28 protein-coding genes and 3 tRNA genes are annotated in these 24,357 nt (G+C 47.0%); 6 read left to right on the top strand and 25 right to left on the bottom strand.

Translation table 11 applies throughout. The features are described 5' to 3' along the window. Nucleotides 1-12 precede the first annotated feature (12 nt). Complete coding sequence (locus tag PIL01S_RS12630) at nucleotides 13-306, bottom strand: hypothetical protein (protein WP_127537829.1); 294 nt, start codon at nucleotides 304-306, stop codon at nucleotides 13-15. Nucleotides 307-522: 216 nt separating this feature from the next. Here PIL01S_RS12630 and PIL01S_RS12625 point away from each other — a divergent pair, with 216 nt between their 5' ends. Next, a complete protein-coding gene (locus tag PIL01S_RS12625) occupies nucleotides 523-1,425 on the top strand; it encodes a manganese catalase family protein (RefSeq protein WP_127537828.1) in 903 nt (300 codons plus the stop codon). An 80-nt stretch (nucleotides 1,426-1,505) separates the two neighbouring features. Here PIL01S_RS12625 and PIL01S_RS12620 read toward each other — a convergent pair whose 3' ends face one another. From PIL01S_RS12620 to PIL01S_RS12600, 5 genes are all read right to left on the bottom strand, one after another. Further along, the gene (locus PIL01S_RS12620) at nucleotides 1,506-2,093 is read right to left on the bottom strand and encodes a DUF3221 domain-containing protein (protein WP_127537827.1); all 588 of its coding nucleotides are present in this window, start codon (nucleotides 2,091-2,093) and stop codon (nucleotides 1,506-1,508) included. A 101-nt stretch (nucleotides 2,094-2,194) separates the two neighbouring features. Beyond that, nucleotides 2,195-2,509 carry a hypothetical protein gene (locus PIL01S_RS12615; protein WP_127537826.1) on the bottom strand — a complete coding sequence of 105 codons (315 nt, stop codon included), beginning with the start codon at nucleotides 2,507-2,509 and terminating at the stop codon, nucleotides 2,195-2,197. Between the two features lie 180 nt (nucleotides 2,510-2,689). Next, entirely contained in the window at nucleotides 2,690-3,721 is a 1,032-nt protein-coding gene (locus tag PIL01S_RS12610) for a FecCD family ABC transporter permease (RefSeq protein WP_127537825.1), read from the bottom strand. A gap of 2 nt (nucleotides 3,722-3,723) precedes the next feature. Beyond that, nucleotides 3,724-4,779, bottom strand: coding sequence for a FecCD family ABC transporter permease (locus PIL01S_RS12605; RefSeq protein ID WP_127537824.1), 1,056 nt, complete (start codon nucleotides 4,777-4,779; stop codon nucleotides 3,724-3,726). 233 nt (nucleotides 4,780-5,012) lie between these two features. Next, the gene (locus PIL01S_RS12600; protein ID WP_127537823.1) at nucleotides 5,013-5,747 is read right to left on the bottom strand and encodes a glycerophosphodiester phosphodiesterase; all 735 of its coding nucleotides are present in this window, start codon (nucleotides 5,745-5,747) and stop codon (nucleotides 5,013-5,015) included. Between the two features lie 239 nt (nucleotides 5,748-5,986). Between PIL01S_RS12600 and PIL01S_RS12595 the strand changes: the two genes are divergently transcribed. Next, on the top strand, nucleotides 5,987-6,280 hold the full coding sequence (locus tag PIL01S_RS12595) for a hypothetical protein (protein ID WP_127537822.1): 294 nt from the start codon (nucleotides 5,987-5,989) through the stop codon (nucleotides 6,278-6,280). A 170-nt stretch (nucleotides 6,281-6,450) separates the two neighbouring features. Here the strand turns inward: PIL01S_RS12595 and PIL01S_RS29760 are convergent, their stop codons facing one another. The 7 genes from PIL01S_RS29760 to PIL01S_RS12565 form a co-directional block, all read right to left on the bottom strand. Next, nucleotides 6,451-6,582, bottom strand: coding sequence for a YjcZ family sporulation protein (locus tag PIL01S_RS29760; RefSeq protein WP_217506391.1), 132 nt, complete (start codon nucleotides 6,580-6,582; stop codon nucleotides 6,451-6,453). A gap of 113 nt (nucleotides 6,583-6,695) precedes the next feature. Continuing rightward, entirely contained in the window at nucleotides 6,696-7,283 is a 588-nt protein-coding gene (locus PIL01S_RS12590) for an LOG family protein (RefSeq protein WP_127537821.1), read from the bottom strand. Between the two features lie 229 nt (nucleotides 7,284-7,512). Continuing rightward, nucleotides 7,513-7,932, bottom strand: coding sequence for a hypothetical protein (locus PIL01S_RS12585; RefSeq protein WP_127537820.1), 420 nt, complete (start codon nucleotides 7,930-7,932; stop codon nucleotides 7,513-7,515). A 19-nt stretch (nucleotides 7,933-7,951) separates the two neighbouring features. Beyond that, entirely contained in the window at nucleotides 7,952-8,620 is a 669-nt protein-coding gene (gene ung, locus PIL01S_RS12580) for a uracil-DNA glycosylase (protein ID WP_127537819.1), read from the bottom strand. A gap of 303 nt (nucleotides 8,621-8,923) precedes the next feature. After that, the gene (locus PIL01S_RS12575) at nucleotides 8,924-11,845 is read right to left on the bottom strand and encodes an insulinase family protein (protein ID WP_127537818.1); all 2,922 of its coding nucleotides are present in this window, start codon (nucleotides 11,843-11,845) and stop codon (nucleotides 8,924-8,926) included. Between the two features lie 272 nt (nucleotides 11,846-12,117). After that, a tRNA-Leu gene (locus PIL01S_RS12570) sits at nucleotides 12,118-12,203 on the bottom strand. A gap of 284 nt (nucleotides 12,204-12,487) precedes the next feature. Beyond that, complete coding sequence (locus tag PIL01S_RS12565) at nucleotides 12,488-12,946, bottom strand: general stress protein (protein WP_127537817.1); 459 nt, start codon at nucleotides 12,944-12,946, stop codon at nucleotides 12,488-12,490. Between the two features lie 227 nt (nucleotides 12,947-13,173). Here PIL01S_RS12565 and PIL01S_RS12560 point away from each other — a divergent pair, with 227 nt between their 5' ends. Then, nucleotides 13,174-13,410 (top strand): hypothetical protein, encoded by a 237-nt coding sequence (locus PIL01S_RS12560; protein ID WP_095290050.1) that lies wholly within the window; start codon nucleotides 13,174-13,176, stop codon nucleotides 13,408-13,410. A gap of 80 nt (nucleotides 13,411-13,490) precedes the next feature. On the opposite strand, the gene PIL01S_RS12555 is transcribed toward PIL01S_RS12560, so the two are convergent. Continuing rightward, complete coding sequence (locus PIL01S_RS12555) at nucleotides 13,491-13,976, bottom strand: NucA/NucB deoxyribonuclease domain-containing protein (RefSeq protein ID WP_110821222.1); 486 nt, start codon at nucleotides 13,974-13,976, stop codon at nucleotides 13,491-13,493. Between the two features lie 119 nt (nucleotides 13,977-14,095). Continuing rightward, nucleotides 14,096-15,250 (bottom strand): sensor histidine kinase, encoded by a 1,155-nt coding sequence (locus PIL01S_RS12550; RefSeq protein ID WP_127537816.1) that lies wholly within the window; start codon nucleotides 15,248-15,250, stop codon nucleotides 14,096-14,098. A 291-nt stretch (nucleotides 15,251-15,541) separates the two neighbouring features. On the opposite strand from PIL01S_RS12550, the gene PIL01S_RS12545 reads away from it, so the two are divergent. After that, a complete protein-coding gene (locus PIL01S_RS12545; protein ID WP_127537815.1) occupies nucleotides 15,542-15,730 on the top strand; it encodes a DUF6199 family natural product biosynthesis protein in 189 nt (62 codons plus the stop codon). Nucleotides 15,731-15,900: 170 nt separating this feature from the next. Next, on the top strand, nucleotides 15,901-16,707 hold the full coding sequence (locus PIL01S_RS12540) for an MFS transporter (RefSeq protein ID WP_127537814.1): 807 nt from the start codon (nucleotides 15,901-15,903) through the stop codon (nucleotides 16,705-16,707). 104 nt (nucleotides 16,708-16,811) lie between these two features. On the opposite strand, the gene PIL01S_RS12535 is transcribed toward PIL01S_RS12540, so the two are convergent. The 5 genes from PIL01S_RS12535 to PIL01S_RS12515 all read right to left on the bottom strand — a co-directional run bounded on the left by PIL01S_RS12535 (nucleotide 16,812) and on the right by PIL01S_RS12515 (nucleotide 20,416). Then, on the bottom strand, nucleotides 16,812-17,141 hold the full coding sequence (locus tag PIL01S_RS12535; protein WP_127537813.1) for a DUF1904 family protein: 330 nt from the start codon (nucleotides 17,139-17,141) through the stop codon (nucleotides 16,812-16,814). 168 nt (nucleotides 17,142-17,309) lie between these two features. Then, a complete protein-coding gene (locus tag PIL01S_RS12530) occupies nucleotides 17,310-17,435 on the bottom strand; it encodes a sporulation protein YjcZ (protein ID WP_095359426.1) in 126 nt (41 codons plus the stop codon). Between the two features lie 101 nt (nucleotides 17,436-17,536). After that, on the bottom strand, nucleotides 17,537-18,202 hold the full coding sequence (locus tag PIL01S_RS12525) for a hypothetical protein (protein WP_174818688.1): 666 nt from the start codon (nucleotides 18,200-18,202) through the stop codon (nucleotides 17,537-17,539). A 37-nt stretch (nucleotides 18,203-18,239) separates the two neighbouring features. Then, nucleotides 18,240-19,793, bottom strand: a complete 1,554-nt coding sequence (locus PIL01S_RS12520) for a tetratricopeptide repeat protein (protein WP_127537812.1) — start codon at nucleotides 19,791-19,793, stop codon at nucleotides 18,240-18,242. Nucleotides 19,794-19,990: 197 nt separating this feature from the next. After that, nucleotides 19,991-20,416 carry a hypothetical protein gene (locus tag PIL01S_RS12515; protein ID WP_127537811.1) on the bottom strand — a complete coding sequence of 142 codons (426 nt, stop codon included), beginning with the start codon at nucleotides 20,414-20,416 and terminating at the stop codon, nucleotides 19,991-19,993. Nucleotides 20,417-20,683: 267 nt separating this feature from the next. Between PIL01S_RS12515 and PIL01S_RS12510 the strand changes: the two genes are divergently transcribed. After that, nucleotides 20,684-21,355 carry an SOS response-associated peptidase gene (locus tag PIL01S_RS12510; RefSeq protein ID WP_127537810.1) on the top strand — a complete coding sequence of 224 codons (672 nt, stop codon included), beginning with the start codon at nucleotides 20,684-20,686 and terminating at the stop codon, nucleotides 21,353-21,355. A gap of 85 nt (nucleotides 21,356-21,440) precedes the next feature. Here the strand turns inward: PIL01S_RS12510 and PIL01S_RS12505 are convergent. The 5 genes from PIL01S_RS12505 to PIL01S_RS12490 all read right to left on the bottom strand — a co-directional run bounded on the left by PIL01S_RS12505 (nucleotide 21,441) and on the right by PIL01S_RS12490 (nucleotide 24,356). Beyond that, nucleotides 21,441-21,514: transfer RNA gene (locus PIL01S_RS12505), tRNA-Ile, on the bottom strand. A gap of 56 nt (nucleotides 21,515-21,570) precedes the next feature. Beyond that, nucleotides 21,571-21,644, bottom strand: a tRNA-Met gene (locus PIL01S_RS12500). A 69-nt stretch (nucleotides 21,645-21,713) separates the two neighbouring features. Then, entirely contained in the window at nucleotides 21,714-21,878 is a 165-nt protein-coding gene (locus tag PIL01S_RS29490) for a hypothetical protein (RefSeq protein WP_164764226.1), read from the bottom strand. Between the two features lie 145 nt (nucleotides 21,879-22,023). After that, a complete protein-coding gene (locus PIL01S_RS12495) occupies nucleotides 22,024-23,472 on the bottom strand; it encodes an ABC transporter substrate-binding protein (RefSeq protein WP_127537809.1) in 1,449 nt (482 codons plus the stop codon). 20 nt (nucleotides 23,473-23,492) lie between these two features. Next, nucleotides 23,493-24,356 (bottom strand): ABC transporter ATP-binding protein, encoded by an 864-nt coding sequence (locus tag PIL01S_RS12490; protein WP_127537808.1) that lies wholly within the window; start codon nucleotides 24,354-24,356, stop codon nucleotides 23,493-23,495. Nucleotide 24,357 lies beyond the last annotated feature (1 nt).

Below are 24,357 nucleotides of genomic sequence, written 5' to 3'. Positions count from 1 at the left end.
GGGAGGATGATTTTACACGATCAGTCGAATGATTAACGTTACAGGATGCTGAACCCAGCGAACAATCTGGAGGATCGTTTGATGCCGATCCAGGGGAGGATTGAAGCTTATTCCCCAGTCACCTGACAATACATGATTCGTGGGGTCCGGATCGGACGGTGCATCCAGCCCATACTTTTTCTTTAAGGCTTCCCTCGTTTGTTGATCCACTTCGACTTCATGATGAACATAAGCAGAGACCTGCTCCACATGAAGAAGTAAAAGTATACCTATCGTAAATACAGCGATAAGCCAACGTTTAAGCAAAACCTTGTCCTCCTTTTCATTGCCCTCAGCGAAAATCCTCAATGACTCTAATTGTAACCCTAATACATCCCCAATGGAAACTAGATCCTGAATCGGATATATACGTCTTTAGCCCCAAATATGCTATATACGGTTTGATTCTCCCATTCTATGTGTAATAGGCCTTGATAGACTGAAGTATGATCTGAACACCCATTTCGAGGAGGTTATATGTAAATGTTCAAACGAATGGATGAAATCTTGATTGAAATTCCCAATGTCGAGAAGCCCGATCCGAATGCAGCTGCATCCATACAGGAGCTGCTAGGTGGCAAATTCGGAGAGATGTCAACGTTGAACAATTACCTCTATCAGTCGTTTAATTTTCGCTCCAAGGAAAAATTGAAGCCCTTCTACGACCTCGTCATGAGTATTACAGCCGAAGAATTGGGTCACGTGGAGCTGGTGTCTCACGGGATAAACCAATGTCTCAGAGGTTCAACCGCCTACAAGGAACCCGATGATACACCCCTTGGTTCCGTGAAGGATGCACGTCTATCCTATCATTACCTGGCGGGGGCCCAAGGTGCCATGCCTTTTGATTCCATGGGCAACCCGTGGACCGGTGCAAATGTGTTCAACAGTGGTAATCTGGTCGAGGATCTGCTGCATAACTTTTTCCTCGAATGCGGCGCACGTACACATAAAATGAAAGTATACGAAATGACGGACCACCCTGCTGCACGGGAAGTGGTTGGGTTCCTGCTTGTACGCGGCGGCGTACACGTCGTTGCCTACGCCAAAGCACTGGAAATTGCAACAGGCGTGAACGTGACCAAGCTGGTTCCTATTCCTTCATTGGACAACAAGGCGTTCACCGAGACCCGAAAATATGAAGAAAAAGGCGTACACACCAAGCTGTACACGTATAGCGATAAAGACTTTAATGCCATCAGCCAAATCTGGAAAGGAACACACCCTGAAGATGGACAACCACTTGAAGTCATTCAAGGTGTTCCAGAAGGCTTTCCGATTCCGGAAGCCCCTGCGGTGGAAGAAGAATTCGCCCCAGGCATTTCGCATGAGGACTTCGCGGAAATTGCACGTCGTCTGAAGATGGCGGGAAATATTGCGGATTGATAAAGCATGATCATGTCATAACATATAAAGCCCTCGTTATGCTAGATAAGCAGATCTGAGGGCTTTTGTTTTTTTATGCTTCATTCACTTTTTTGTTCTTGCACCGATTCCAATGGCTTCACATCCCGGACTTCGAGTTCAATCTGGGCCTGATTATCATCCGCTGACATGGCATCCCGCATGCGAACCGTCCAAATTCCTTTATCGGCATGAAACTCAACGTCTTCAATGACCGGCAAACTTATCTCCTTACCATCGGATAAATAAATTCCGCCGCGAATTGCGTCCGCCTCACTGATCTTCGCGCCATCGGGAGTTGCCGCAGCATACTCTGCAATGGACTCTGCTCTTGCACGACCTGGATAAGGCTCAACCTCCGGACTTCCATCCGTCCAGACTTCAACATACGTACCAATCTGAGAATCAGGTACATTGGTGAACCATTTTGCCGGATAATACTTACTAGTTTCTCCATTCGTTCCGAATTCCTTATGTTCGGGATTCACAACAAGGATGGAATTCTCTTTGCGATCCACCACATAGCCGGTAAACCCTTTCTCTTTGGGAGCATCTGTTCGCGGCAGTTCCCCTTCCTTCTGAACCTGTACCGAACACCCTGTAAGAATTAAGATGATGAGCAGCATAAGAACGATCATACGACTGGTCACTTCCATTCCCCCTCTATAGGCAACATGTGGTGCAATCTATTTCTCTGATAATAGACGGCTTTCCACTACCCGATGTTGCAAAAGAAGAGCATGATTACTGATCAATTTCTTTGGGATCTTTTGTACGCAACCCTTCCCCAAATGATCAGACCTGCACAACACAGCAGAACACAGTAGCCCCAGGCAAAAAGCATGGCGATTCCCAGCCCAATATTGGCATCCAGCCGTTCATCGGTTAACTCGGTATAAAAAGCAAAGCCCAAGGGCACCGCCCCCACGATAAATAATACGGCCATCAAACCGCCCCAGCGTCTGAACACCGGCTTTTGATGCGATTGCGACAGTTTTTTAATGCCTCGATACAGGATGACCAGAAGCAAAATGAATATCAGCCACGTGCCAAGAATTTGCGTCATCTTGTCCGCCTCCTTCGAATATAATCCCAACCTATCATGTAGAAGAATCATTTCCTGCTTATCCATTATATTTCGCCCTTTTCCGGTACATTAATCACATCCATATGAATTAAAACAAAAACGCCTTCGTCCGGCCCTATGCGAGCCAAATGAAGACGTTCTGTTACCATCTGAATAGCTCTATCTGGATCTGCTCAAAAGATAGAGGAAATATGGCGCCCCAAGGATCGCAACCAGAATTCCCGCCGGAATCTCGGAAGGCTGCAGAATGACACGGCCCAGCGTGTCCGCAATGAGAACAAGAAGAGAACCGACCAAAGCGGATGCAGGCAAAAGAAACTGATGTTTCGGACCCACAAGGCGTCTGGCCAGATGCGGTCCGATCAGACCTACAAAACCAATCCCACCACTGACAGATACGCAGGACCCGGCAAGACCTACGGCAGCAGCAAGCAGGATGAGTCTCTCACGATTAACCGATGCACCAAGTCCACTGGCGGTCTGGTCCCCAAGGTTCAGGACATTCAGCACACGCGCCTTATATAGAACGACCGGAATAAGAATGATTAGAAATGGAAGCAGTGCCGTTACGAACTTCCAGTTTGATCCCCAGATGCTGCCTGCCATCCATGTCGCCACAAACTGATACTTCTCCGGACTGAGCCGAAGTGTAAGCACAATCATAGCAGAGCTGATTCCGGCAGCTACCCCAATTCCTGTAAGAAGCATACGGGTAGGCATAATGCCCTCTCCCTTTTTATACGAAAGCACATAGATGAGAAAGGCTGCAAAACTGGATCCAATCAAGGCAAGAATCGGCAGCAGAAATACAGGGGCCGCCGTTGTTGTTGGGAAAAAGGATACAAATAGCATTACGACGAGCCCCGCACCTGCATTGATCCCAAGTATCCCCGGATCCGCCAGTGCGTTACGGGACACACCTTGCAAAATACATCCGGACAAAGCAAGCCCGGCACCTACCATGATTGAAATTACAATCCGGGGCAAACGGAACTCAAACAGGATTAGCTCCTGCTTCGGTGTTCCCCCACCGAATAACGTACGCAGCACCTCAAAAGGGCTCAGCTTCGTGAACCCCGTATTCATGCTGATCATAAATGCTGCAATAATCAATGCACCAAGTACAATCATGACAATGGTGCTTTTCGTTCTCTTTTTGCGCTCAGCACCAGTGAGAGTTGAGGATCCCATAATTACAGAGACCTCCTTTCTTTACGGGCCAGATAGAGGAAGAACGGTACCCCGATCAAGGCAACCAGAGCACCGATTGGTGTCTCGTATGGCGGATTGATCATCCGTGCAGCCAGATCAGCGAACACCAGCAGCAAGCTGCCCATGACAGCTGAACATGGAATGATCCAGCGATAATCAACCCCGACGATTTTACGTGTAAGGTGGGGGATAATAAGTCCAACGAAACCTACAGCACCAACCACGGATACGGCCGTACCCGCAAGAATAAGCACAACGATAAGACCAACTAGCTTAATCAAGCCGGTACGCTGTCCCAGTCCGACGGCAATCTCTTCGCCGAGACTAAGAAGCGTGATAGAACGAGAAATAATCAAGCCTACAATAAGTGCAGCCAGGACCCAGGGGAACATGATCTCCAGTTGAGACCATTTTGTACCGGCAACACCTCCCGCTGTCCAGAAGGCCAGATCCTGTCCAATTTTAAAATATAATGCGATCCCTTCACTCAGTGCGGACAACATGGCGGATACCGCTGCTCCCGCCAACACCAGCCTAAGAGGTGTAAGGCCGGATCTGGACGCTGCTCCGAATCCGTATACAAGCAGCACGCCAAGCCCTGCCCCGATAAAGGAATACATAATGATATACATGTACGGCATACCAGGGAAAAAAGCGAAACACACAGCCAGGGCAAATCCTGCCCCGGAATTGAGCCCAAGCAAGCCCGAATCTGCGAGTGGATTGCGGGTCATCCCCTGCATGATTGCACCAGCTACAGCGAAGCAGGCACCAACCATCGCCCCGCCAAGAATACGCGGCAATCGAATTTCCCAGATGATCTGATGCGGGGTAAGATCCGGGTTGAAGTTAAAGATGGCTTGCCAGACTACACCGAGTTTAATATCTGCGGCTCCAAAAGAAATGGACAAAGCCATACCCAGGGCGAGAAGTACGAGACCACCAGTCAGGATCAAGGTAGCAGCCCAGGGACGAGTATGTATTTTGGCTGTCGGAGATTCCGTATTATGACTTGCCGATGAAGCCTTCGAACTCATATGTGCCCACCCTTGTTATGAGTGGAGTAGACCAATCCTATGTACATAACAATCACCTCTCTGTTATTGCCGTTCTTTTAATGATATTGATTCTCATTCCCATACATCATTGTATGTCAACAATCTCTCGCTGGCAATGGACAAATCGGACAAGTTTATTACATTAAACATTTTTTAGATCCAAAAAAGCTGCACCGAGCATAAGGGCTCCGGTGCAGCTTGTTTTTTTGATGCTAACGGCTATGTACTCCAATCAATGCGGCCAGTACATCGGGAACATCCGTAATGATCGCTTCTACACCCATCTGGATCAATGCTTGCATCTCTGCAGGATCGTTTACGGTAAACGGATGTGTCGAAATTCCCTGAGCCTGCGCTGCAGTTACTTCCTCCTGTGTTACAGCCAGCTTGTATGGATGCAGTGCCGAGGCCTCCAGTTTGGCTGCATAGTCGTAAGGACGATAAAGTTTTTCCATGTATAGAAGTGCCGTCCGAATCTCGGGAGCAATACGTTTACACTTCACCAAAGATGCATGATTGAAACTGGAAAGGATCACTTGCTGTTCCAAATCCCAATTTCGAATGGCTTGCACGATCTTTTCCTCCATGCCCTTGTAAGCAACAATTCCATTTTTCAGTTCCAGATTAAGCAGAATCCTTTTTCCCCGCACGAGTTCAAACAGTTCTTCCAGTGAAGGGATTCGCTCTTGGGCAAAATCGGCATGGAACCAGCTACCTGCGTCAAGTTTGCGTAATTGCTCGTATGTTGTATCCTTAACCCAGCCGGATGCACCTGCAGTCCGGTTCAATGTCTCATCATGAATCAGTACCAATCTGCCATCACTGGACATCTGAACATCCGTCTCAATACCCGTGGCTCCAAGCTGTAGACAACGTTCGAACGCAGCCATTGTATTCTCGGGACAGACGGCGGAAGCTCCCCTATGCGCAATAATTTCAATCGCCATTCCTCAGCACCTCCTGTATTCGCACATCAACTCTAGCAATTCCACTATACGACCGGTTTGTCATAACCGTATTAACAGAACGTTTAATGCGTGTTCGATTCCATATTGGACGTAGATGGCTTGGGGGAGATGTCCATTCAGATTGGGGATTCACTCATTTTTGCGAACTCAATCTGCAAATCGACATAACATAGTATGAGCGATAGAAGTTCCGTACTCCGCCATAAGGAGGTTGACTATTGAAGCGCATAACTTCCCATAAACCGGTAATACACCCTCATTCACATGCTCCCGGTCGCAAAAACCGAACCTCTACAGGGCATAAACGTCGAACAGGTCATGCATATATTCGAGGGCTGGCTGCACCTGACAAAACGAGTAGTCAATTTTCAACTGATGACGCACAGCGTGGACTTGATCAGTTAGCTTTAATAGCAGCGATCCTCGCTCTGATCGCCGCTGTGATTGGTGTGTACATTGCCTGGAAAACACTACTTATTCCTGGCGATAGCAATACGGTTGTTGCCGTTTAACCCTTCACAACTCTGTATACCGTTATCCGGGAAACAGGGTTTTTCTTTTTTGCAAACAAAAAAACCGTTCCCCTGAGACGCCGACAGCTGCCGGCGTCTCTTCGGAAAGGCTTATTCCTCATTCGGTGTGCTTCAGATCAAGTCTTCCCATCCAGGAAAGGCTGACCGAATTACAGAATGAAGGTGCGGGAGATGATAACCAGCAGAATGAACAGTACCAGAATCGCGCCTGTAGATGTCCATGCTCCGCCGCCGAAGCCTCCGTATCCATACCCGTAACCTGTGCCTTTGATTTCGCTCATGAGTGACACTCCCCTCTTAAGAAAGTACACTATAGACTATGTCTCGGGCCGCAAATTGCTTGGGCAGAACGGAAAGTTTTCCGCAGATGCCGGTGGTCAACCCCTATCTTGATTTACTTCTGTTCATTAAGCTGAGTCCATTTCTGAGTCAACTGCGCGGGAACGTAAGCCGACATCTTCGCAAGCAGTTCGGCCGGTTCGGATTCAAGACTCCACAGGCTGAGATGAGAAGTATTCGAAAATCCTTCATGGACACTATGCTCCACCAGTTTCATCAAAGGTTCGTAATAACCGTTTACATTCAATAAACCAACTGGTTTACGATGAATACCGATTTGAGCCCAGCACAGCACTTCGAACAATTCCTCAAAGGTGCCCATGCCACCAGGAAGGGCGATAAATCCATCCGACAGTTCCGCCATTGTTGCCTTACGCTCGTGCATTGTCCCTACTTCAATCAGCTGTGTAAGGCCTCCATGCACAATTTCTCCACGAAACAATCCGGTTGGCATAACGCCAATGACCTCTCCGCCATTCTCCAGAGCTGCATCAGCCACCGCACCCATTAATCCCATGCACGACCCGCCATATACGAGGGAGAATCCGTTATCTGCTATTTGCTTGCCCAAGTTGATGGCTTGCTGTGTATAGTCCGGATGATTCCCGGGGTTGGAACCTGCAAAAACACATATACGTTTCAAAGGGCTTCACTCCTTCTTGTTGTCTATCTCATTAGTATATAACAAGAATGTCATTGCTATGTTACCCCTTCATATTGTCTGGAGACAAAAAAAGCCCGACCGTTTGCAGCCGGCCGGGTTCCCATGTTATTACACATCATTTAGAAGGGGTTGTTACATTTAATATAAAGGCCGAAGATTAAATCTATATGATCTTTACATGAAATGAATATTAAATATACGTGCCATATTAGCGTATGCCCCGTCTGGTACGTACTACAAACATATGCTTGTCCTTGCGAAGCAACCGACCATCTGCAAGCTCGACCTGATCTTCATCATGACGAAGAATCGTCGTGGACAGGGCTACAATTTTGGCCCGCCGCCATATCATGACCTGTGACTTAAAATAGATGGCATTGTCAAACTGAATGGCCTTTTTCATCACATATCCGACCTTATGCACCTCAGAACGTGCTTTCTTCAGAGGAAGGCTCTCTTCGGGCAGAGGTCTGATCATTGCGATATTGTCGAACGACACCTTGATCCGCTTCGGTCCGATTCGTACACAATCCGATTCTTCATCCCACTCTACCAAGGTTCCCTTCAGTGGCTCTCTTATTCCTGTTGCCCGATATACTGCTACTTTTCGTCCAACCCAATGCCGCAATGTCCTCACCTCCGCTTATCTAGTTTTCCGGTATAGTCCAATCAATCGGTTGAATACCTTTGGAGGTCAGGAAGTCGTTGGCTTTGGAGAAGGGCCGACTGCCCAGAAAACCACGATGTGCGGCAAGTGGACTGGGGTGTGTTGATTCCAGCACCAGATGTTTGTCCCGGTCAATAAAGGCTCCTTTTTTCTGTGCATGACTGCCCCACAGCATGAACACCATCGGTTCCGAGCGTTCATTCAAGGCACGAATCACCGCATCAGTGAACTTTTGCCAACCCAGCCCCTGATGAGAATTCGGCTGGCCCTCGCGTACCGTAAGTACATTGTTAAGCAGCAATACACCTTGTTCCGCCCAGTGCACCAAGTACCCGTGTTTGGGGATTGGCAATCCCAGATCTGCATGAAGCTCCTTATATATATTTAGCAGCGAAGGCGGGATGCGTACACCTGGCATGACCGAAAAGCTTAATCCATGGGCCTGTCCAGCTCCGTGATATGGATCCTGACCCAGAATGACTGCTTTGACCTGATGATAAGGGGTCAGTTTGAGCGCGGAGAACAGATTTTCTTTGGACGGATATACCGTTTGTGTTTTGTATTCTCCCGCTAATGCATAACGTATATCGTTAAAATACTCCGATTCAATCTCTTCTCTAAGCACTGTGTCCCAATCGTTTTCAAACATATGTATGGGCTCCTTTCGCTGATGAAAACATTCCCGTGCTGCCAGAAACCTCTGGCTGCCCTTGTGCTGAGCCTGAGTCAAGGCTCATAGACTATCCATCATTTTAACATACCTCCGGGCGGCAGGCCAGAAATGTGCTATAAGGGCATGTCTGTTCAGGTTCAGACTACTATACTCTGATTGTTCTATAAGCCATTTTCATGAACTATAAACTAAAAAACGAGCCCCCAGATGGCTAAACCACTTGGGGACCCGTTTTTTGTTCATGCTTCCACTTTGCGAAAACCCATGTACTACTTATGCTTAGTACTTAATCAGATCCAGCGTTTCGTCGAATAGGGAGCTTTGCTCTTCGATCTTGCTTTCGTTGCCGACAACGCAGCGATTTCCTTGTTCCAGGATTGCAGATACGAGAGCAGCCGAATCAACGATATGAGCTTCCGTTGTGCCCAACACTTCATCACGCTCCTGTTGAAGATCTGCTTCGGTAACGTTGGACAAGTAGCATTCCAGTGAGAAGTTCCCTTCCGAATATGGTGTTCTCGGGGTATCCAGATCCTGGATGGCACCGATAATATACCGCGTCATTTCACGTTCATCCGCTTTGAAATTTTGCAAGTACTGCGGAATGTCTTCATACACTTTGTAGGTTTTCTCAAGGTTAGGGTCTCTGTATGAGGCCAGATAGCTGTCTCCATTCCGTCTAAAACCGCTCATACAGCCGTAGGCACCACCCTTGGCCCGGATATTCGTCCACAGATAATCAAGAGACAAGATCCCCTGAAGAACCCGCAGCGAGCCTGTATACTGGAAGCCCTTGGTAAGGAAGTTACCTGTCTGAACAACATATTGCACTTCCGAAGGTGACTTGAAGCCCTCATTATGATGAACCTCTTGGAATTCAGCATGCTCCTTCGCCACATCATGTGTATACAGCTTGGATTTCAGGTCAGACACCTGCTGTTCCAATCCTTCATACCCTTTCTCATCTGCGGTATAGCTAACAAGCAGCAGTTCAGGTCTGAAGATCATGCCTGTCAATTCTTGAAGACGAGCGGCAAGCTCTTCTTTTCTCTCATCATAGTTCGCCTGGAGCTCTTCAATCCATTGATAAAAGGCGATTCCACTCACAGCTTCCCGGAAGGCAGCCACCGCTGAATGTTTGGCAGAGGATCTGCCCATGGCCGCAGAATGTCCACTGTTGATCAAGCTGCGCTGCAATTGTCCCTTAAGTTGGGAAATGATCTCATACAAGCGCTTCGAGTCGTCGAACCGGGAAGTCAGAATGATCTCTTTAATCATGTCAAACGCAAACCCCAGCTTGCTGTAAAGAACCTTCGCTCCGAATTCAAAGTGAGCCCGGTACGCGTTGTACTGTTTCGCATCAGCACTCGCACCTACGCTTGCACTGATTCCGCCTGAATGAATATGAATTTCATTGGATAACTCGTTGAACGAGAAATTCTTCGTATCCACATAACCGAGTACACTTTTCAGCAGACCGGCATAAGGCAGCAGATGCTGCGGTATCTCTTTGACATCAAATAAAAGCTTCAGATAACCAATCCCGTTGGTGTATAGAATGTGATGCAGGATCGTTGTGCCTTCTACCGTCTTCAGGGTTTGATACAGGGTGGATGCTTTGGGTTCGATATCTTCAATCGACAAGGTCGGGATAACCTGCTGTTGTTCTTTGGTCGAAGGCTCATTTTGATAATCCGCAAGCTCTTTCGTTTTTTGCACCAACTCTGCGATTTCGGTTTCATTCAGACTGGACTGATAAGACTTCAACCGGGTACGCAGCGCCTCTTCCTTCCGCTGATTCAGCCCTTTATCCGGAGTCACGGCAACAAATGAGGTATGTGTATTTTGCAGCAAATACTGCTCAATCAACTGCTCGAAGTATCCTTCATTCATTTTGGTTCGCAGCGTTGCAAATACGTCATTGGCCTCCAGGTGTGCAAATGGCGCCTGATCATCATAGAGCCAGCTCTGAAGCGTGTAGAAGCCATAGATGAGCCCTTTCGGCATTCTTCCAAAATCAGCTTCACGATGGTTGAATTCATAGGAGTTAATGCCCGCAAGCAGCGCCTTGGGATCAATTCCTTCCTTCACCACACGCTGGAGCACTTCCTGCACTGTATCCAAAAATACCTGCTTGCTCTCCAGGTTACTCTTCTTCAAACCGATGGTCAGCACAGGCTGATACAAGCTGTCGTCATACGAGCCATAGACTTCTTTGGCAATCCCCTTATCCAGCAGTGCCTGCTTCAGAACAGCTCCTGGCGCACTCAGAAGGGCATACTGCAAAATTTGAAAGGCAATGTTCAGTTCCTGATCCAGCGTGGTTCCAATGACGGCATTATACGTCAAAAAGCTGTTATCCACTTCCGACTCCGTACTTCCCGCGGAATAGGTTTTGACCACATCAACCCGCTCGCTGAAGGCTTCCTGTACCCCAATCTCCGAGTCAGTCTCGATACGATCGTACTGGTTCAGGTAGGTTTCATCCAGCCATTTCAGCTTCTCTTCCATATCCATATCACCGTACAGGTATATGTAGCTGTTCGAAGGATGATAGTATTTCGTGTGGAAATCGAGCAAGCCCTGGTAGGTCAGATCCGTGATCTCATCGGGAATGCCTCCAGACTCGCAGGAATAGGTTGTATCCGGGAAAAGTGAATTCAGGACGGCTCTGCGTACAACACGCTCCGGTGAGGAAAATGCCCCCTTCATCTCGTTGTACACCACACCGTTATATGTCAATTCATCCTCAGGCGAGGCCAGATTGTAGTTCCACCCCTCTTGCAGGAATATTTTCTCGTTCTCATAAATGTTGGTGTTCAGTACCGCATCCAGATAAATATCCATCAAGTTGTGGAAGTCATGATCATTGCTGCTGGCGATCGGGTAGATCGTTTTGTCAGGGTACGTCATTGCATTCAGGAAGGTATTCAGTGAACCCTTCAACAGCTCCACGAAGGAGTCCTTTGCAGGAAACTTCTTGGACCCGCACAGTACGGAATGCTCCAAAATATGAGGCACACCCGTATTGTCACTCGGAGGTGTTCTAAACCCGATACTGAATACTTTATTGTCATCCTCGTTGGATAAAACGACAATTCTGGCACCTGACTTTTTGTGTTCAAGCAGGTAACCATCTGATTTCAGTTCCTCCATCCTGCGTTCCTGTAAAACCTGGTAAGGCTGAAGTTGTTTCAACATATGCTGATCCTCCATCAAAAGAAATTTATTTTGCTTCCTTGAGTTCCGCAAGATAAAGGTAATTTATGCCTATGGATAGTATACACCATCGTTTCATGTCTTCCTAACTTACAGCCAGAGGCAACTAGACATCTCCTGATATGTATTATGTACAATTTCGGTTTATGAACCCGAAAGGCCCGGAAATTCAATTCCATAGGCTCAAAAGGGTATAAAAAAAGATCGCATCGACAGCTTGTTCAACAAGCGTCATGCGATCTTCTTAATAAGGATGCCGAGGACCGGGATCGAACCGGTACGGTAGTCACCTACCGCAGGATTTTAAGTCCTGTGCGTCTGCCAATTCCGCCACCCCGGCATATGTATGTATTACTTTATTACTTGAGGCGACAAGAAATATCTTATCATAGGACTGAACATTATGCAACATATAATTTATTTTTTTTAAAAATACAACTATCATAAAAAAGTGAAAAGGCACTACCAGCGTCAGCTGGCAGTGCCTAGAAAGTCCGAGTTGCGGTCCCGGACTTTCTATAAACCATCTATATTAAGGGAGGTGTGAGATCATAATACCGCCCCAACATTAAAGAAACCTAAAATCAGGCTTAAATTAAACTAAAAAGTTGCAAGAATCCTGTTCTACGCATTTTCCCCCTTCACAATCGGTGCAATGTGGGCAGCCTCTTCCTCACTGCATTCCACCACGATAAGGAAGTGATCCTGAAGAAGCCACTGCTCATAATACTGAGCATCCTCTTCAGCAATGCCGGCTTCTGCCAAAGTAAGAACGAGATCATCCGTTTCTCCTCCAATTTCATTGCCAGCCAGTCGGCGAACCGCTTTGCCCGCAGAGATCGTCTGGTCCATGCGTTTTCCCAATGCTGCGAGTACACCCTTGAAGACGCCGAATGCACCATCTGTACCAGCACCCTTCAACGGTTTGTCCAGACCTGCTTTTTCGCTGATCAAATCAAGATCCAAATGCTCCTTCGCCACAACCCCCATCGCTTCCGCTTCCAATCCTGCTTCCTTGAGCTTGTTAAGCATGATAATCGCTTCGTTCTCCGTTTGAACCAGCCCAACCAATAATTGTGTCATTCCGTTCCCTCCCTAATAGGACATGTAATAAACGCAACGTTAATCCGTCTTGGATCAAAGGTCTAAACAAACCATCTATTCCATAAGACAATTCACCTAAACCGGAAGGATTTATTTCTTTTCTGGAAATCCATACCTAGTTCTGATAGACTAGATAAAGAAGCCAAATTAACCATTGAAATTATTGACATATTAAGCAACCATCTCATAACCAGGAGCAATGTCTTATGAAAAAAGAGGTAGAAATTGCCATTCGTCGTAATCAACAAATTGTAGTTCGCAACACCAGCGGTCAAACGGTGACCGGATTTCCCGAGCGTTCTGCTGACTCATCCATTCTTACCCTTCGTACGGTCCAGGGAAACCTTTGGATTCCTTTTGATGAGGTTGAGCAGGTTACCCGCATACTGAGTATCCGTTCCCATCATATGAAGGGCCTGCAGTTGAGTATTGCAGATCTGTAGCTCTATCGCTGATTAAACCAAAAACCAGACCCTCACGGGTCTGGTTTTGCTTTGGTATATGGTGGGCTTAAAATCTCAAGCTACTTTACAACAAACTTCACCCGTGTTCCATCCGGATATGTACTCAGCTGATTACCAACCCATGAACCCGCTCCGCGGTTGTCCTTGGGCGTAATGTACTCGATATCTGCATTTGACCCGCCTTCAGCACACATGGCCATGGGCCACTCATCCCGATCCTTCCCTTTCTTCACGGGTACACCCTTGAGTGACAGGTCGCGATTGGCGTCTGCGCCCTCACGATCAATCGTGCATACATCCGAGTGCCCTGCCTTGATGGCGTCCTTGATATGCTTCGCGGTCTCCGGATACCGATCTGAGGGAAAGGTAATGGTGTGATCCACGCCCTGACTGCTCCCATTAAACGGGGATGGCAGATCCAGCGGCAATTCTCCCTCGAACCAGGCAAAGACAGCCAGAACCACCAGCGTTACCAGCGTAATAAACGATTTCTTAAGATTGCTCCAACCTTTGTTTTTCTTCTTCCTTGTGCGCTTCCTCTTCATGCTGTCTCCCCCGTTCCCTCTTGCATTATACCAGAACGTTCGTTCGTGAAACAATACCAAAAAGACAGTCCGCATTACCCCGAACTGTCTTCTTTCCGTTTATTCTTATTAACCGCTTGTTATCCTACATGTGGGATAGCCTGCTGCCGTAACAGCGGTAGTGTTACATGGAAATGCGTTCCCTGCCCTGGTACACTCTCTACAGCAATGTCCCCCTGCATCAATTCAAGCAGTTCCTTACAGATGGTCAATCCCAATCCACTGCCACCAAATCTGCGGGCATGAGATACATCCGTCTGGGTGAACGCCTCAAATAATTGATGTAGCTTCTCTTCAGGAATGCCAATTCCTGTATCACTTACGGTGAACAGCAAGGTAATGGAGTCCCCGTGTTGTTCCTTCACATCAAGCTGCAGTAACACTGCACCTTGCTCCGTGAACTTAATCGCATTGCTCAGCAGGTTATCCAGTACTTGACGCAAACGCAACGGATCCCCAACCAAAACGTCCGGTACCTGCATGTCGGCCTGACAGCGCAATTGAACCTTCTTCTGTTTAGCCGCAGGCTCGTGCGTTCTAACGATCTGTTGAATGAGCTTAAGGGGCTGAAATTCGATCTGTTCAACTTCCATCTTGCCGCGCCCCAGTTTCGCCATGTCGAGACTGTTATTCACAATATTGAGCAGGGCTTCACCGGACTGACGGGCGAGGTCCAAATATTCTTTTTGCTCCTCACTGATTTCACCCATGCTCGTTAACTCGATCATACCCATAATCCCATTGAGCGGTGTGCGCAGTTCATGATTTAATTTTCCGATAAACTCCAGGTGTCCCCTGCTGTTCATCTCCGCCATCCTGGCCGCCCTGCGAAGCTGCTCTTCGGCATATTTCCGTTCAGAGATGTCATATTGTATGCCAACAAAGAAGAGACACTGTCCCTCATCATCAAATATGGGATCAATGTTCAATTCGTTCCAGAATTGTTGACCACTTTTGGTATAGTTTAAAATATCAATTTTAATGGACTCCTGCCGATTAAGAGCCTTACGAATTTTGCTTACAGTTTCGGGATTCGTGTCCCTCCCCTGAAGGAATCGGCAGTTCTGTCCAACGACTTCTTCAAAGGTATAGCCTGTCAGAGCAGTGAACTGTTCATTGACATATATCAATGGTTGCTCTGGTGAAGTTGCATCGACCACAGTAACGGAAGATTTAAGCTTGGATATTAAAAACTCCCACTGAATGGGTATGGAGTGCTTATTTTGGATGCTCATGCTTCCCCTCCTGTTTTCTTGTGGTCCGTTGCATCAAATGAATATATAATTAGAATGATAACAATTGGGTCTTGGATCAACCGAAATCAATATATTTAATTGTAACACAGTTATTCAAATGATGTGGTTTGTGGGTAAAATACGCTTAACTCACACCAATCCGTCAGGAGGAACACATCATGAAATTTCTGTTGATTGTTATTATTGTTATTCTGGTATTGTACTTCTTCACTAGACGCAGACGTCGTTAATTTCGATTCGGGTCATGCAAACAAGGAAGGAAGATTGGGCATGAGAACCCTCTTTTTTATTTTCATGACACTTTGCATTATCAATCTCTGTTTTCCCAAATTCGGATGGTATCTCCGTTATGGATGGATTTCCAAGGGAGAGTCCGAACCCAGTAAGCCTTATATGACGTTCACCCGAATGACCAGTTTGGTTATGCTGATTATTGCTTTTACACTTGCAGCAGCCTGAAGAGCATATACTTATGAAGCAGTTGTCCACACGGATAACTGCTTTTTGAGCTATCAATGAACAGAAAATGATAATTTTATTTGTGGTGCATTGACCTCCATCCCTTTACTATTAGTATTGTTATTTCAGCGAGTACTGAATATATATGAACCTAGAAAGGGCATCTATGCATGAACATCATTTTCTACCCATACTGGGCTGCGAAGACACTCCTATCCTTTATACATGTATTATATATCATGGTTATCACTTTACTGGTCTATGGACAGACCGGATCGGTACTCTATGCCGTACTCTTTCCTTTCATTCAGATGACGGCACGAATTATGGCAGCCTTAACCTCTCCCTGGCTTGTGGGACGTTTCGCTGTGGTCAAACTGCTTATTGGCATTCCAGTAGCTAAGACGCTTACGTTCACCGGAATTGCCATATCACTTCCTTACCTGACTTTACATATCCCGGTCTTACTGACCGTTATCACCGTTCTTTCCTTTCTGGAGGGCTGGGAGTCGCTGGTGCTTGACAACATCACCCCCCGACTTGCTGTACAAGACGAAGAGCTCGCAAAAACGAAACGCCTGCTATCCTTCTCCAGCCAAACCGCAACCATTGTTGGATATGCGATAGCCGGTTTGCTTGTCAGTCAATGGGAAGCTTCACAGACATTCTGGGCAGCTGCAGCCATGTCATGGGCCAGCTTGACGCTTATGGTCGCCATCGGTTTACTCCTCGATGACACTACTGCAATGGGGGACCTCAGACATCTTGAACGTCCTTATCGAAATGTCCTCCGGGAGGGCCTGTTATTGACTGCAGCTTTCGGTGTGTCTGCCATCTTGTTTGGATGGGTTGCGGATGAGTCAGGAATCTGGCTGGTCTATCTCATGGGAGGAGCCGTGCTAATTCTTTCATCTATGTTTTCTTCCGAAATAATTCAAGCACGCCAGCCCGCTCGATCCGAGCATAGGCATTTTTGAATAAAATAAAAGACGAGCAGATCTCTGCTCGTCCCAGGCTGTTCCGAACATTGGCGGAACAGCCTATTTTTTTTGAAAACCATATGCGCTGGTCGGTTCATTATCTAATCTAACGGGTAATCGGTTAGCGGCTTGCCTTGCTTGTAATATAAAGTCGGGGACAGGATATTGAAGAAAATATGAGCATCAGAAAGGCCTTCGTCTGCCAGAATACCATGGATGGAAGATGCAATGCGATTGTGAACTTCCTGATCACGCTGAAACATCAGGATCTCAATCGAGGCGGGAGATGGGGTGAGAGCTTGTACATCATAACGCTCTGCCTTCAGTCTTTCTCGTGGAATATTACAAATGAGAGCCATCTGCTCAGTAATCCGGGGGACAGTTCCCTCCAATTGATGACCTGTGAATCCTCTAAAGCGAATAAACGGCATTACGATCCCTTCAATCTCTAAATTTAGTCTCTTATGTGATTTTAAGCACATTGTTTTCGCTTGTCAAATGCAAGGCTCGCTGATACTTCTCTTATCCACATAGGAAAGGCCCCGCTGAGATCTCAGCAGAGCCTTGAATGATCCTTCCGTTCCGTTACCAGGTACGAATTAACACCAGAACGATTTTGTGATGATGACGAGCAGAATGAAGAGTACCAGAATTGCCGCAGTAGAAGTACACATACCGTATCCTACTCCACCAACATTGTTACAACCGTATCCAACTTGACTCATTTGATTGGCCTCCTTTGAATTTCAAGGTATGCCATAACATATGCCATATCAGCTCGATTGACCGGGCATATCCCCAATCTACTACGCCCAATCCAAATTAACTATTCCAGGCAAAATACACTGATATTCAAGTCAGCTGCCATCCAGTCCTGCCCTGTCCCCACTGCTTTCAGGTCAATGATTCGGGTCCGAGTATCGTTTCTCGATTCGAGCAGAATATTGCCACTCGGAGCGATGCAGTAGGCAATTGGAATACTGATGTCCGAGTCCCGATAAGCTCCGTCAGCATGGCTTGTCCCCATGATCACACACTGCTCCGCAATCGCAATCTGCCTTGCCTCCTCCAGCCATTCCGCATATTGCTCCTCACTGAACATCCCAACACCGATGGAATGCATGACCAGATGAATCTGCCCATCAGACTCCTTACGAAAACCCTGCCGCACCAATTCGTCACACAACAAAGTACTGATTACCCAGCCAGCCTCCTCAACCGTAGTGGCAGGTGTGTATTTAGCCTTTTCAAGCACGATGTCTCCAGCCTTATTCATAATGATGGCTCGATCCTTGGGTCTCTCATCCAATCTGCGGTGTCCGGACACAATCATCGTTTCATACTTCGCAGCCAACCTTCGTGCCTCTTCCACATTCTGATTCAGATAACCCTCTGGATACAGCACAATATCTACATCAGGGTTGGATCTAAGTTCCCTTTCCAATTGGTTAAGGGCTGGCTCCAGTTTCGGTTGTCCAATCAGGATTTTCATCTCATTTGTCCCCCATTCATGAATAAGAGAATAACGATCAACTTTCCAAACTTTGAAGCAACGAACACGCTTCTTCATGATCAGGCTCCATCACAAGTACTTCTCGGGTGTAATTCAAGGCTTCGTTTTCAAGCTCCAGCTCATAACAGCACACGGCCAAATCGTATAATACTGCCGAGCTGCGCTTCACTCCATCTGCTTCCAGGGCAAGTTCAAGAAAATGTTTCGCGTCCTCATACATCCCCATTTCATTCAACAATTGCCCTGCTAGAAATGCAATATCCCCCATCTGTTCCATTGTGTAATAGGAGGCCCACATGCTCTGAATCCCATGCTGGATATCTAACATCTCTTCATCACTTGCCTCAGGGAGAAGATCAGATATTCTCTGGGCACTATGTATCAAAAATTCGGCATCATACCTGCCCAAACGCCAAAAGGGCAAAAGCTGCTTAAGTTCCATTCTGCTTAGCTGATGGTCGAACCATTCTTTTATACTGAAGAAGTCATCTGGACCAAAACGCTCAATCTCTCGCAGATAAGCCAGTCTTATATTTACGTAGCTTATTGGCTCTTCTACCATCAACATACATCCGATATTCAGATCTTTGTAATGATGTGATGTAAAACGAACATGCGCTCCGCGCTGCTCAAAAACATGTTGAATTGCATGATAGTTCGCCGTCAACGAGAAGCTGCCATGAAGAACAAATTCAGGCGGCTCCGCAAACTTCCAATGATCCAGTCGATGATCCCCTTTATCAGCTGTAATAAGCACAAACCCGGATTGGGATAAAGTCTCCAAACGTTCCAGGCAAGCGAGTCCTGCGGCCGGGAACAAAATATGGGAGTCTTCCAGTTCTTCCTGGTATAGTGATATGACATCTCGATACGGAAAGTCCGGTTTACTGTACTGCGGTGCCGGACGATACGCATAACTCAGCTCCATGTTTTTCAACATTTCATTAGGCTGAAGATTCGTGGAAACATCGGCATTCGATATCATAACATCACATTCAAAGATCTGCCCTTCACCAACATAGATCAATTCTTGAGGAATACTATCAAAGAAGTAGTTGGCAATAATCAGTATTGGCTGACCCAGCTCACCCGGGCGAATAACCGTACCCGCTACCGTCAAATTTAATTCCGTGTCCTGCATGGCATCAAATTGTGCAAAATCAAGCAATCCTTGCTGGATCAACGGCTGCATGGACGGATGATCCCTCCACCCCGTAACATTGTCAGCAGCAAGATCCGTCATTACATAACGAAAGGATGGCAGCGTTGTTGCAGCATAGTCCCTGAGCTCGCATAGTTTGGTCACCATTTGAAAAGCCAAGCGTCCTACGCCAGCACCCAACTCCAGAATGGTTACTGTCTCCGATGTCTGTCCCTTGGCAGCCAAGTCTTGAAGGAAGCCAAAGATCATTTCCGCGTATGCAGTCGCAATCATGGGATTGCTTGTAATGTATTGTGGAACCTGATTATCCGTCCAGGCCTGCAGCCCTTGCTGCTCATAATAGGCTCGCTGCCAAGCCCATACCGGAGCTTCACTGAAACGGAAGCGCTGTCCATCGTTTTCAATCATTTCATTTAAAACCCGCTTTCTGTCCATAAATTCATTGGTTTTCATTATATCATAAGCCTGACACAACCCAATAAATTCGTACTCCCCCAATAATAAAAAAAACCTGCCTTATCAGGCAGGCAGTGATAACCCCAAACTTCTTCCGTCTCGGGTCATCGTTTAAAAGCTCTTTTGAACTTCAGCAAGCAGGTACGGGATTAGTCGGAGTACAATGCTCCATCAAAGTTCTCAGGACCTACACGAATGGTACCCAGCAAGTTCGAGCTAATAAAAGCGGTGTACGTCAGTTGCGGCAGAACCGGTGGATTGAAGTCATCCGCGGAGAATGTAATAACTTGAGGTGCCAGTACGCTTAAGCTGAAGGTGGACGTTGCGGAATATACAATGGGATCCGTTGGAGCCGTTCCGCGAACAACCGTAATCGTGATTCCGACGAGCGCCAATGGAAGCTGCACGGATACCGTACCTTTCATTTGCACACGCGGATTCGCCCCTATGCCGGCAGTCGTTACCAAGCCAATCTGTCCAAACAATTGCGGTGTATTCGCTACGAGGATCGGAACAGCAATGGAGTTAGCCAAGCTGGCATTCTGCGAGGTTCTCGCATCAATAAATTGACTCATGAAATCTACCTCCTATGGTTGGAATAGGATAGTATATGCGAGATACTAGAGATGGCATGGACAGACAAGGATATCCCAAAAAAAAGGCACCTCATCAAGTACTGCTTCCATCTTGACTAGACCCGTATTTGAGACTCTTCAGGAGGATTCTCCATGATCCTTTTGAGCGAGGATCAGACAGCCGTCCGGCTCATCTAATTTTTACCGTGTTTAATCCCCCGATAGTATGATTAAATATGGCTAATGACAGTTTAGGAGGTGACTCGTATGTGCGGCAGATTTACCATAATTGACCCTCTAGAGGAATTAATGGACAGGTACATGGCTTCCATAAGTGATGACTACGAGTATCAACCCAATTATAATGCTGCACCCATGCAGTATATCCCAGCCATCATTGGAAGCACCCAAGGAAACCGTCTGGGTTCCCTTCGCTGGGGCCTCGTCCCTACGTGGGCGAAAGACGACAAGATTGGAAATAAGATGATCAACGCACGGGCAGAGACATTGGACACGAAGCCTTCATTTAAACGCCTCATCAGCTCCAGACGCTGCATTATTCCCACGAATGGCTTTTATGAGTGGAAGAAGGAAGGGACGCATAATCAGCCTCTCCGTATTCTGCTGAAGGACGAACAGATCTTCTCGCTCGCTGGATTATATGACACTTGGGCAGATTCCGAAGGAAACAAATTGAGTACATGCACCATTATTACTACTGAACCAAACGAACTGATGGCAGACATACACAATCGGATGCCTGTTATTTTGCGTCCACAGGATGAAGAAGAATGGCTGGATCGAAATCATAACGACGTCCCTTCCCTGCTGTCGCTTCTGAAACCGTATAAGTCTTCTGAAATGAGGGCCTATAAGGTGTCCAGGGATGTGGGGAATGTCAAAAACAATTCGGAAGAACTGTTGAAGGAAGTTGATTAGCCATAGCGATCATCTTCCATAAGGTAATCACCACATGAAAAACAAGACAGAAAAAAACCCTTGCTACGCAAGGGTTTAAAGAGAATGGGCCCTGAGGGACTCGAACCCCCGACCAATCGGTTATGAGCCGACCGCTCTAACCAACTGAGCTAAGGGCCCTAGACATAATGTATAACGTGCAGATGATGGCTGTGAATCATCCAAGTGAAGCTAAATTGCGGGGGCAGGATTTGAACCTGCGGCCTTCGGGTTATGAGCCCGACGAGCTACCGGGCTGCTCCACCCCGCGTCAGTAAAATATTAAAACAGCGACTTAATTAATATACACCATGCCACCCTAATAAGTCAAGGGGTAATGTCAGGGAATAAAACGAACGCCATATCTTCCTCTTTTTGAACGATATACTTCCACTTCTGCTGGCTCATTATGACCGTAAATCCACCCGTCCTGCTCCATACGTTTGGCAAGACACCCTGCCTGAAATTTAGTTGCATATAGCTTGCTGAAATATACCCAGCGCATCCTTCTCTTCCTTTCCGGAGTTATGATTCATCTCTGCTTGTTGTAGAATACCCCATTTCCCAAAAAAATAGCCGCCAGAGGTTAAAAACTCCAGCGACTTTTTGCACTATGCCAATATCAAACCTGTCTGCTTCCTTGTTAAGGCTTAAAATGTGGCCTTGGGATCCTTTTTTAATTTCTCTAACATTTCATTACCTTTGGCTGCCCACTCACCAAGTGCTTCTTTTGGCGTCTTCTTGTTCTCAAGCACCTGCGTGAAGTATTCCATGCCTTTCTCGCTCACTTGCCAGAGGCTCGGCATTTTTTGGTACAGTTTATCCAGGTTGGTATTGGTAGGAGGCACAGGCTTCAATGTATAGAACGCCTGGATATTGTAATCCAAACCGTCCTTCGGTTTAATGAAGCTTTTGCGGGATACCATCTCGTAACTGCTGCGCGCCTTAATCTTAGCCCAGTCTTCACTGTTCATATATTTGATCAATTCCCAGGCATCATCCGGATTTTGAGCTGAACTATTAATCGCCATCAGGCTGCTGAGATAGATATTACCACCAATTTCAGGTGCTTCCGGATGCACCGGAGGTGTCACCACGTCCCAGTCCACCTTGGTGAATCCTTCCATTTTATCTGCATTTTTGTTAGCGTCAATTAATTGGTTGATGTAGCTGTAATCCCCAATAACCATAGCTGCCTTGCTGCTCATGAACAGATCACCTTGTAGCGGGTTATAACGTCCGTTCGGATCCTGATCCTGTTGTTCGTCTCCTTTAGGGATGACTTTATCAATAGCAAGCTTGCTAATGGTACTCCATACCTTCTCCCATTGCGGTGAATCTACGGTCATTTTCTCTGCTTTATCATCGAAGATCTTCAATTGCAGAGCACTGTAATATTGCTGCATGGTGTAGTAAGGCGAACCACCCTGGTACGTAGAGAATGAGAACCCGAATTCGTGATCTTTTCCTTCACCTTTGGTCAGACGTGTTGCCAGGTTGAAAATATCATCCCACGTCATGTTATCAGTAGGTGGCTCTACGCCTGCTTTTTGGAACATTGTCTTGTTATAGAACAGCGCGGACGAGGAGAAGGTCGGTGTCAGCGCATAGATGCTCTGATCGCCCAGATCCTTGATGCCTTCAATAACACTTGGCACAATATCGCTGGTATCGAATTTGTCCTCCTGCATCAGTGGGTCCAGCTGTTTCACCATATTCTCCTGGATGAGCGATTTAATCGTAGCTGTGTCAGCCACAACGACATCCACAGGATTATCGCCAGTCATGATTTTCTTCATGTTTTCCAGGCTATCCGGCATTTCCTGCTGTTCTTCCTGAGTGCCATAGCCATACATGCTGCCCTGATCTACTGCCGCCACCACTTCAATCGTTACATTTGGATGTGTCAATTCAAATGCATCCGTAAACTGCTGACGGAAGTAGCTGTCATCCTGGCTTCCCCACAATGTAGCCACACGCAATACACGCTGCTCTGTATCCTTGGCCTCACTTGCTGTACAGCCCGCAATCAGTGGCAATGCCAGACTGGCTGTAGCCAGCACAGCAAGCACGCGTTTTCCCCAAAACCTGTTCTTCATCTCCCAATTCCCCCTCAAATTTATCTTGGCGGTGTAATCACAATGCGCTCACCGTCAAATTCCAATGTTGCCCTGTTGTCAATGGCCAAGGCCTCCAAATACTCTTTGGGTACCTGAAGGCGTCCCGCCCGGTCAATGATGACAAAGGCTTCATGGATATCCGGTGCTCCCGCTTCAGATAATCCATGTTCATCATCCAGGTTCGGATTCCGTTTCACAAACTCGGTGCTGGTCAACCCATCACGTATTGCTACAATGCGGTCCACCTTGCCGGCAAGCGTCAGATCATGGGTAACAATCACGATCGTAACGCCCAGTTCCTTGTTCATTTTGCGAAAAATGTTCATGATCGTATCACAAGTCTCGGAATCGACCGACCCTGTTGGCTCATCAGCAAGCAGAATCTTGGGACGATTGGAGAGCGAGATGGCTATAGCCACCCGCTGCTGCTCCCCTCCGGATAATTGATGCAGCTTGTTGTGCATCCGATCCTTCAGTCCAACCCATTCCAGCAGCTGCATCGCGTACGCGCGATCCCGCTTGCCGCCAAGAATCATGGGTGTTTCCACATTCTCCAGTGCCGTTAGATAAGGCAGCAGGTTACGCCCGTTGTTTTGCCAGATGAAACCTACGGTATGTCGTTTGTATTCTACTAGCTGGGCGTCTGTCATTTTCAACAAATCCCAGTCTCCAACAACCGCAGTACCGGCCGTTGGACGGTCCAGTCCCCCCAGAATGTTGAGCAATGTGGATTTACCGCTGCCGCTGTTGCCGATGATCGCCATCATTTCACCTTGATTAACAGTCAGGTTGAGACCTTGAAGGGCAACGACTTCCACATCGCTGGATTTAAAAATTTTCACGAGTCCTTCGCATTGGATCACG

The sequence above is a fragment of the Paenibacillus illinoisensis NBRC 15959 genome, assembly GCF_004000925.1.
Classification (GTDB): domain Bacteria; phylum Bacillota; class Bacilli; order Paenibacillales; family Paenibacillaceae; genus Paenibacillus; species Paenibacillus illinoisensis.
This window is presented reverse-complemented; position numbering and strand designations above follow the sequence as displayed.

Bases quoted from the DNA above. Each gene is read 5' to 3' on its own strand.
- PIL01S_RS12615 (WP_127537826.1), bottom strand. From the start codon at position 2,509: ATGACGCAAATTCTTGGCACGTGGCTGATATTCATTTTGCTTCTGGTC.
- PIL01S_RS12510 (WP_127537810.1), top strand. From the start codon at position 20,684: ATGTGCGGCAGATTTACCATAATTGACCCTCTAGAGGAATTAATGGAC.
- PIL01S_RS12530 (WP_095359426.1), bottom strand. From the start codon at position 17,435: ATGAGTCAAGTTGGATACGGTTGTAACAATGTTGGTGGAGTAGGATAC.
- PIL01S_RS12540 (WP_127537814.1), top strand. From the start codon at position 15,901: ATGAACATCATTTTCTACCCATACTGGGCTGCGAAGACACTCCTATCC.
- PIL01S_RS12545 (WP_127537815.1), top strand. From the start codon at position 15,542: ATGAGAACCCTCTTTTTTATTTTCATGACACTTTGCATTATCAATCTC.
- PIL01S_RS12560 (WP_095290050.1), top strand. From the start codon at position 13,174: ATGAAAAAAGAGGTAGAAATTGCCATTCGTCGTAATCAACAAATTGTA.
- ung (WP_127537819.1), bottom strand. From the start codon at position 8,620: ATGTTTGAAAACGATTGGGACACAGTGCTTAGAGAAGAGATTGAATCG.
- PIL01S_RS12520 (WP_127537812.1), bottom strand. From the start codon at position 19,793: ATGATTGAAAACGATGGACAGCGCTTCCGTTTCAGTGAAGCTCCGGTA.
- PIL01S_RS12605 (WP_127537824.1), bottom strand. From the start codon at position 4,779: ATGAGTTCGAAGGCTTCATCGGCAAGTCATAATACGGAATCTCCGACA.
- PIL01S_RS12565 (WP_127537817.1), bottom strand. From the start codon at position 12,946: ATGACACAATTATTGGTTGGGCTGGTTCAAACGGAGAACGAAGCGATT.
- PIL01S_RS12600 (WP_127537823.1), bottom strand. From the start codon at position 5,747: ATGGCGATTGAAATTATTGCGCATAGGGGAGCTTCCGCCGTCTGTCCC.
- PIL01S_RS12610 (WP_127537825.1), bottom strand. From the start codon at position 3,721: ATGGGATCCTCAACTCTCACTGGTGCTGAGCGCAAAAAGAGAACGAAA.
- PIL01S_RS12550 (WP_127537816.1), bottom strand. From the start codon at position 15,250: ATGAGCATCCAAAATAAGCACTCCATACCCATTCAGTGGGAGTTTTTA.
- PIL01S_RS12495 (WP_127537809.1), bottom strand. From the start codon at position 23,472: ATGAAGAACAGGTTTTGGGGAAAACGCGTGCTTGCTGTGCTGGCTACA.
- PIL01S_RS12525 (WP_174818688.1), bottom strand. From the start codon at position 18,202: ATGAAAATCCTGATTGGACAACCGAAACTGGAGCCAGCCCTTAACCAA.
- PIL01S_RS12625 (WP_127537828.1), top strand. From the start codon at position 523: ATGTTCAAACGAATGGATGAAATCTTGATTGAAATTCCCAATGTCGAG.
- PIL01S_RS12575 (WP_127537818.1), bottom strand. From the start codon at position 11,845: ATGTTGAAACAACTTCAGCCTTACCAGGTTTTACAGGAACGCAGGATG.
- PIL01S_RS12515 (WP_127537811.1), bottom strand. From the start codon at position 20,416: ATGAGTCAATTTATTGATGCGAGAACCTCGCAGAATGCCAGCTTGGCT.
- PIL01S_RS12555 (WP_110821222.1), bottom strand. From the start codon at position 13,976: ATGAAGAGGAAGCGCACAAGGAAGAAGAAAAACAAAGGTTGGAGCAAT.
- PIL01S_RS29760 (WP_217506391.1), bottom strand. From the start codon at position 6,582: ATGAGCGAAATCAAAGGCACAGGTTACGGGTATGGATACGGAGGCTTC.
- PIL01S_RS29490 (WP_164764226.1), bottom strand. From the start codon at position 21,878: ATGCGCTGGGTATATTTCAGCAAGCTATATGCAACTAAATTTCAGGCA.
- PIL01S_RS12535 (WP_127537813.1), bottom strand. From the start codon at position 17,141: ATGCCGTTTATTCGCTTTAGAGGATTCACAGGTCATCAATTGGAGGGA.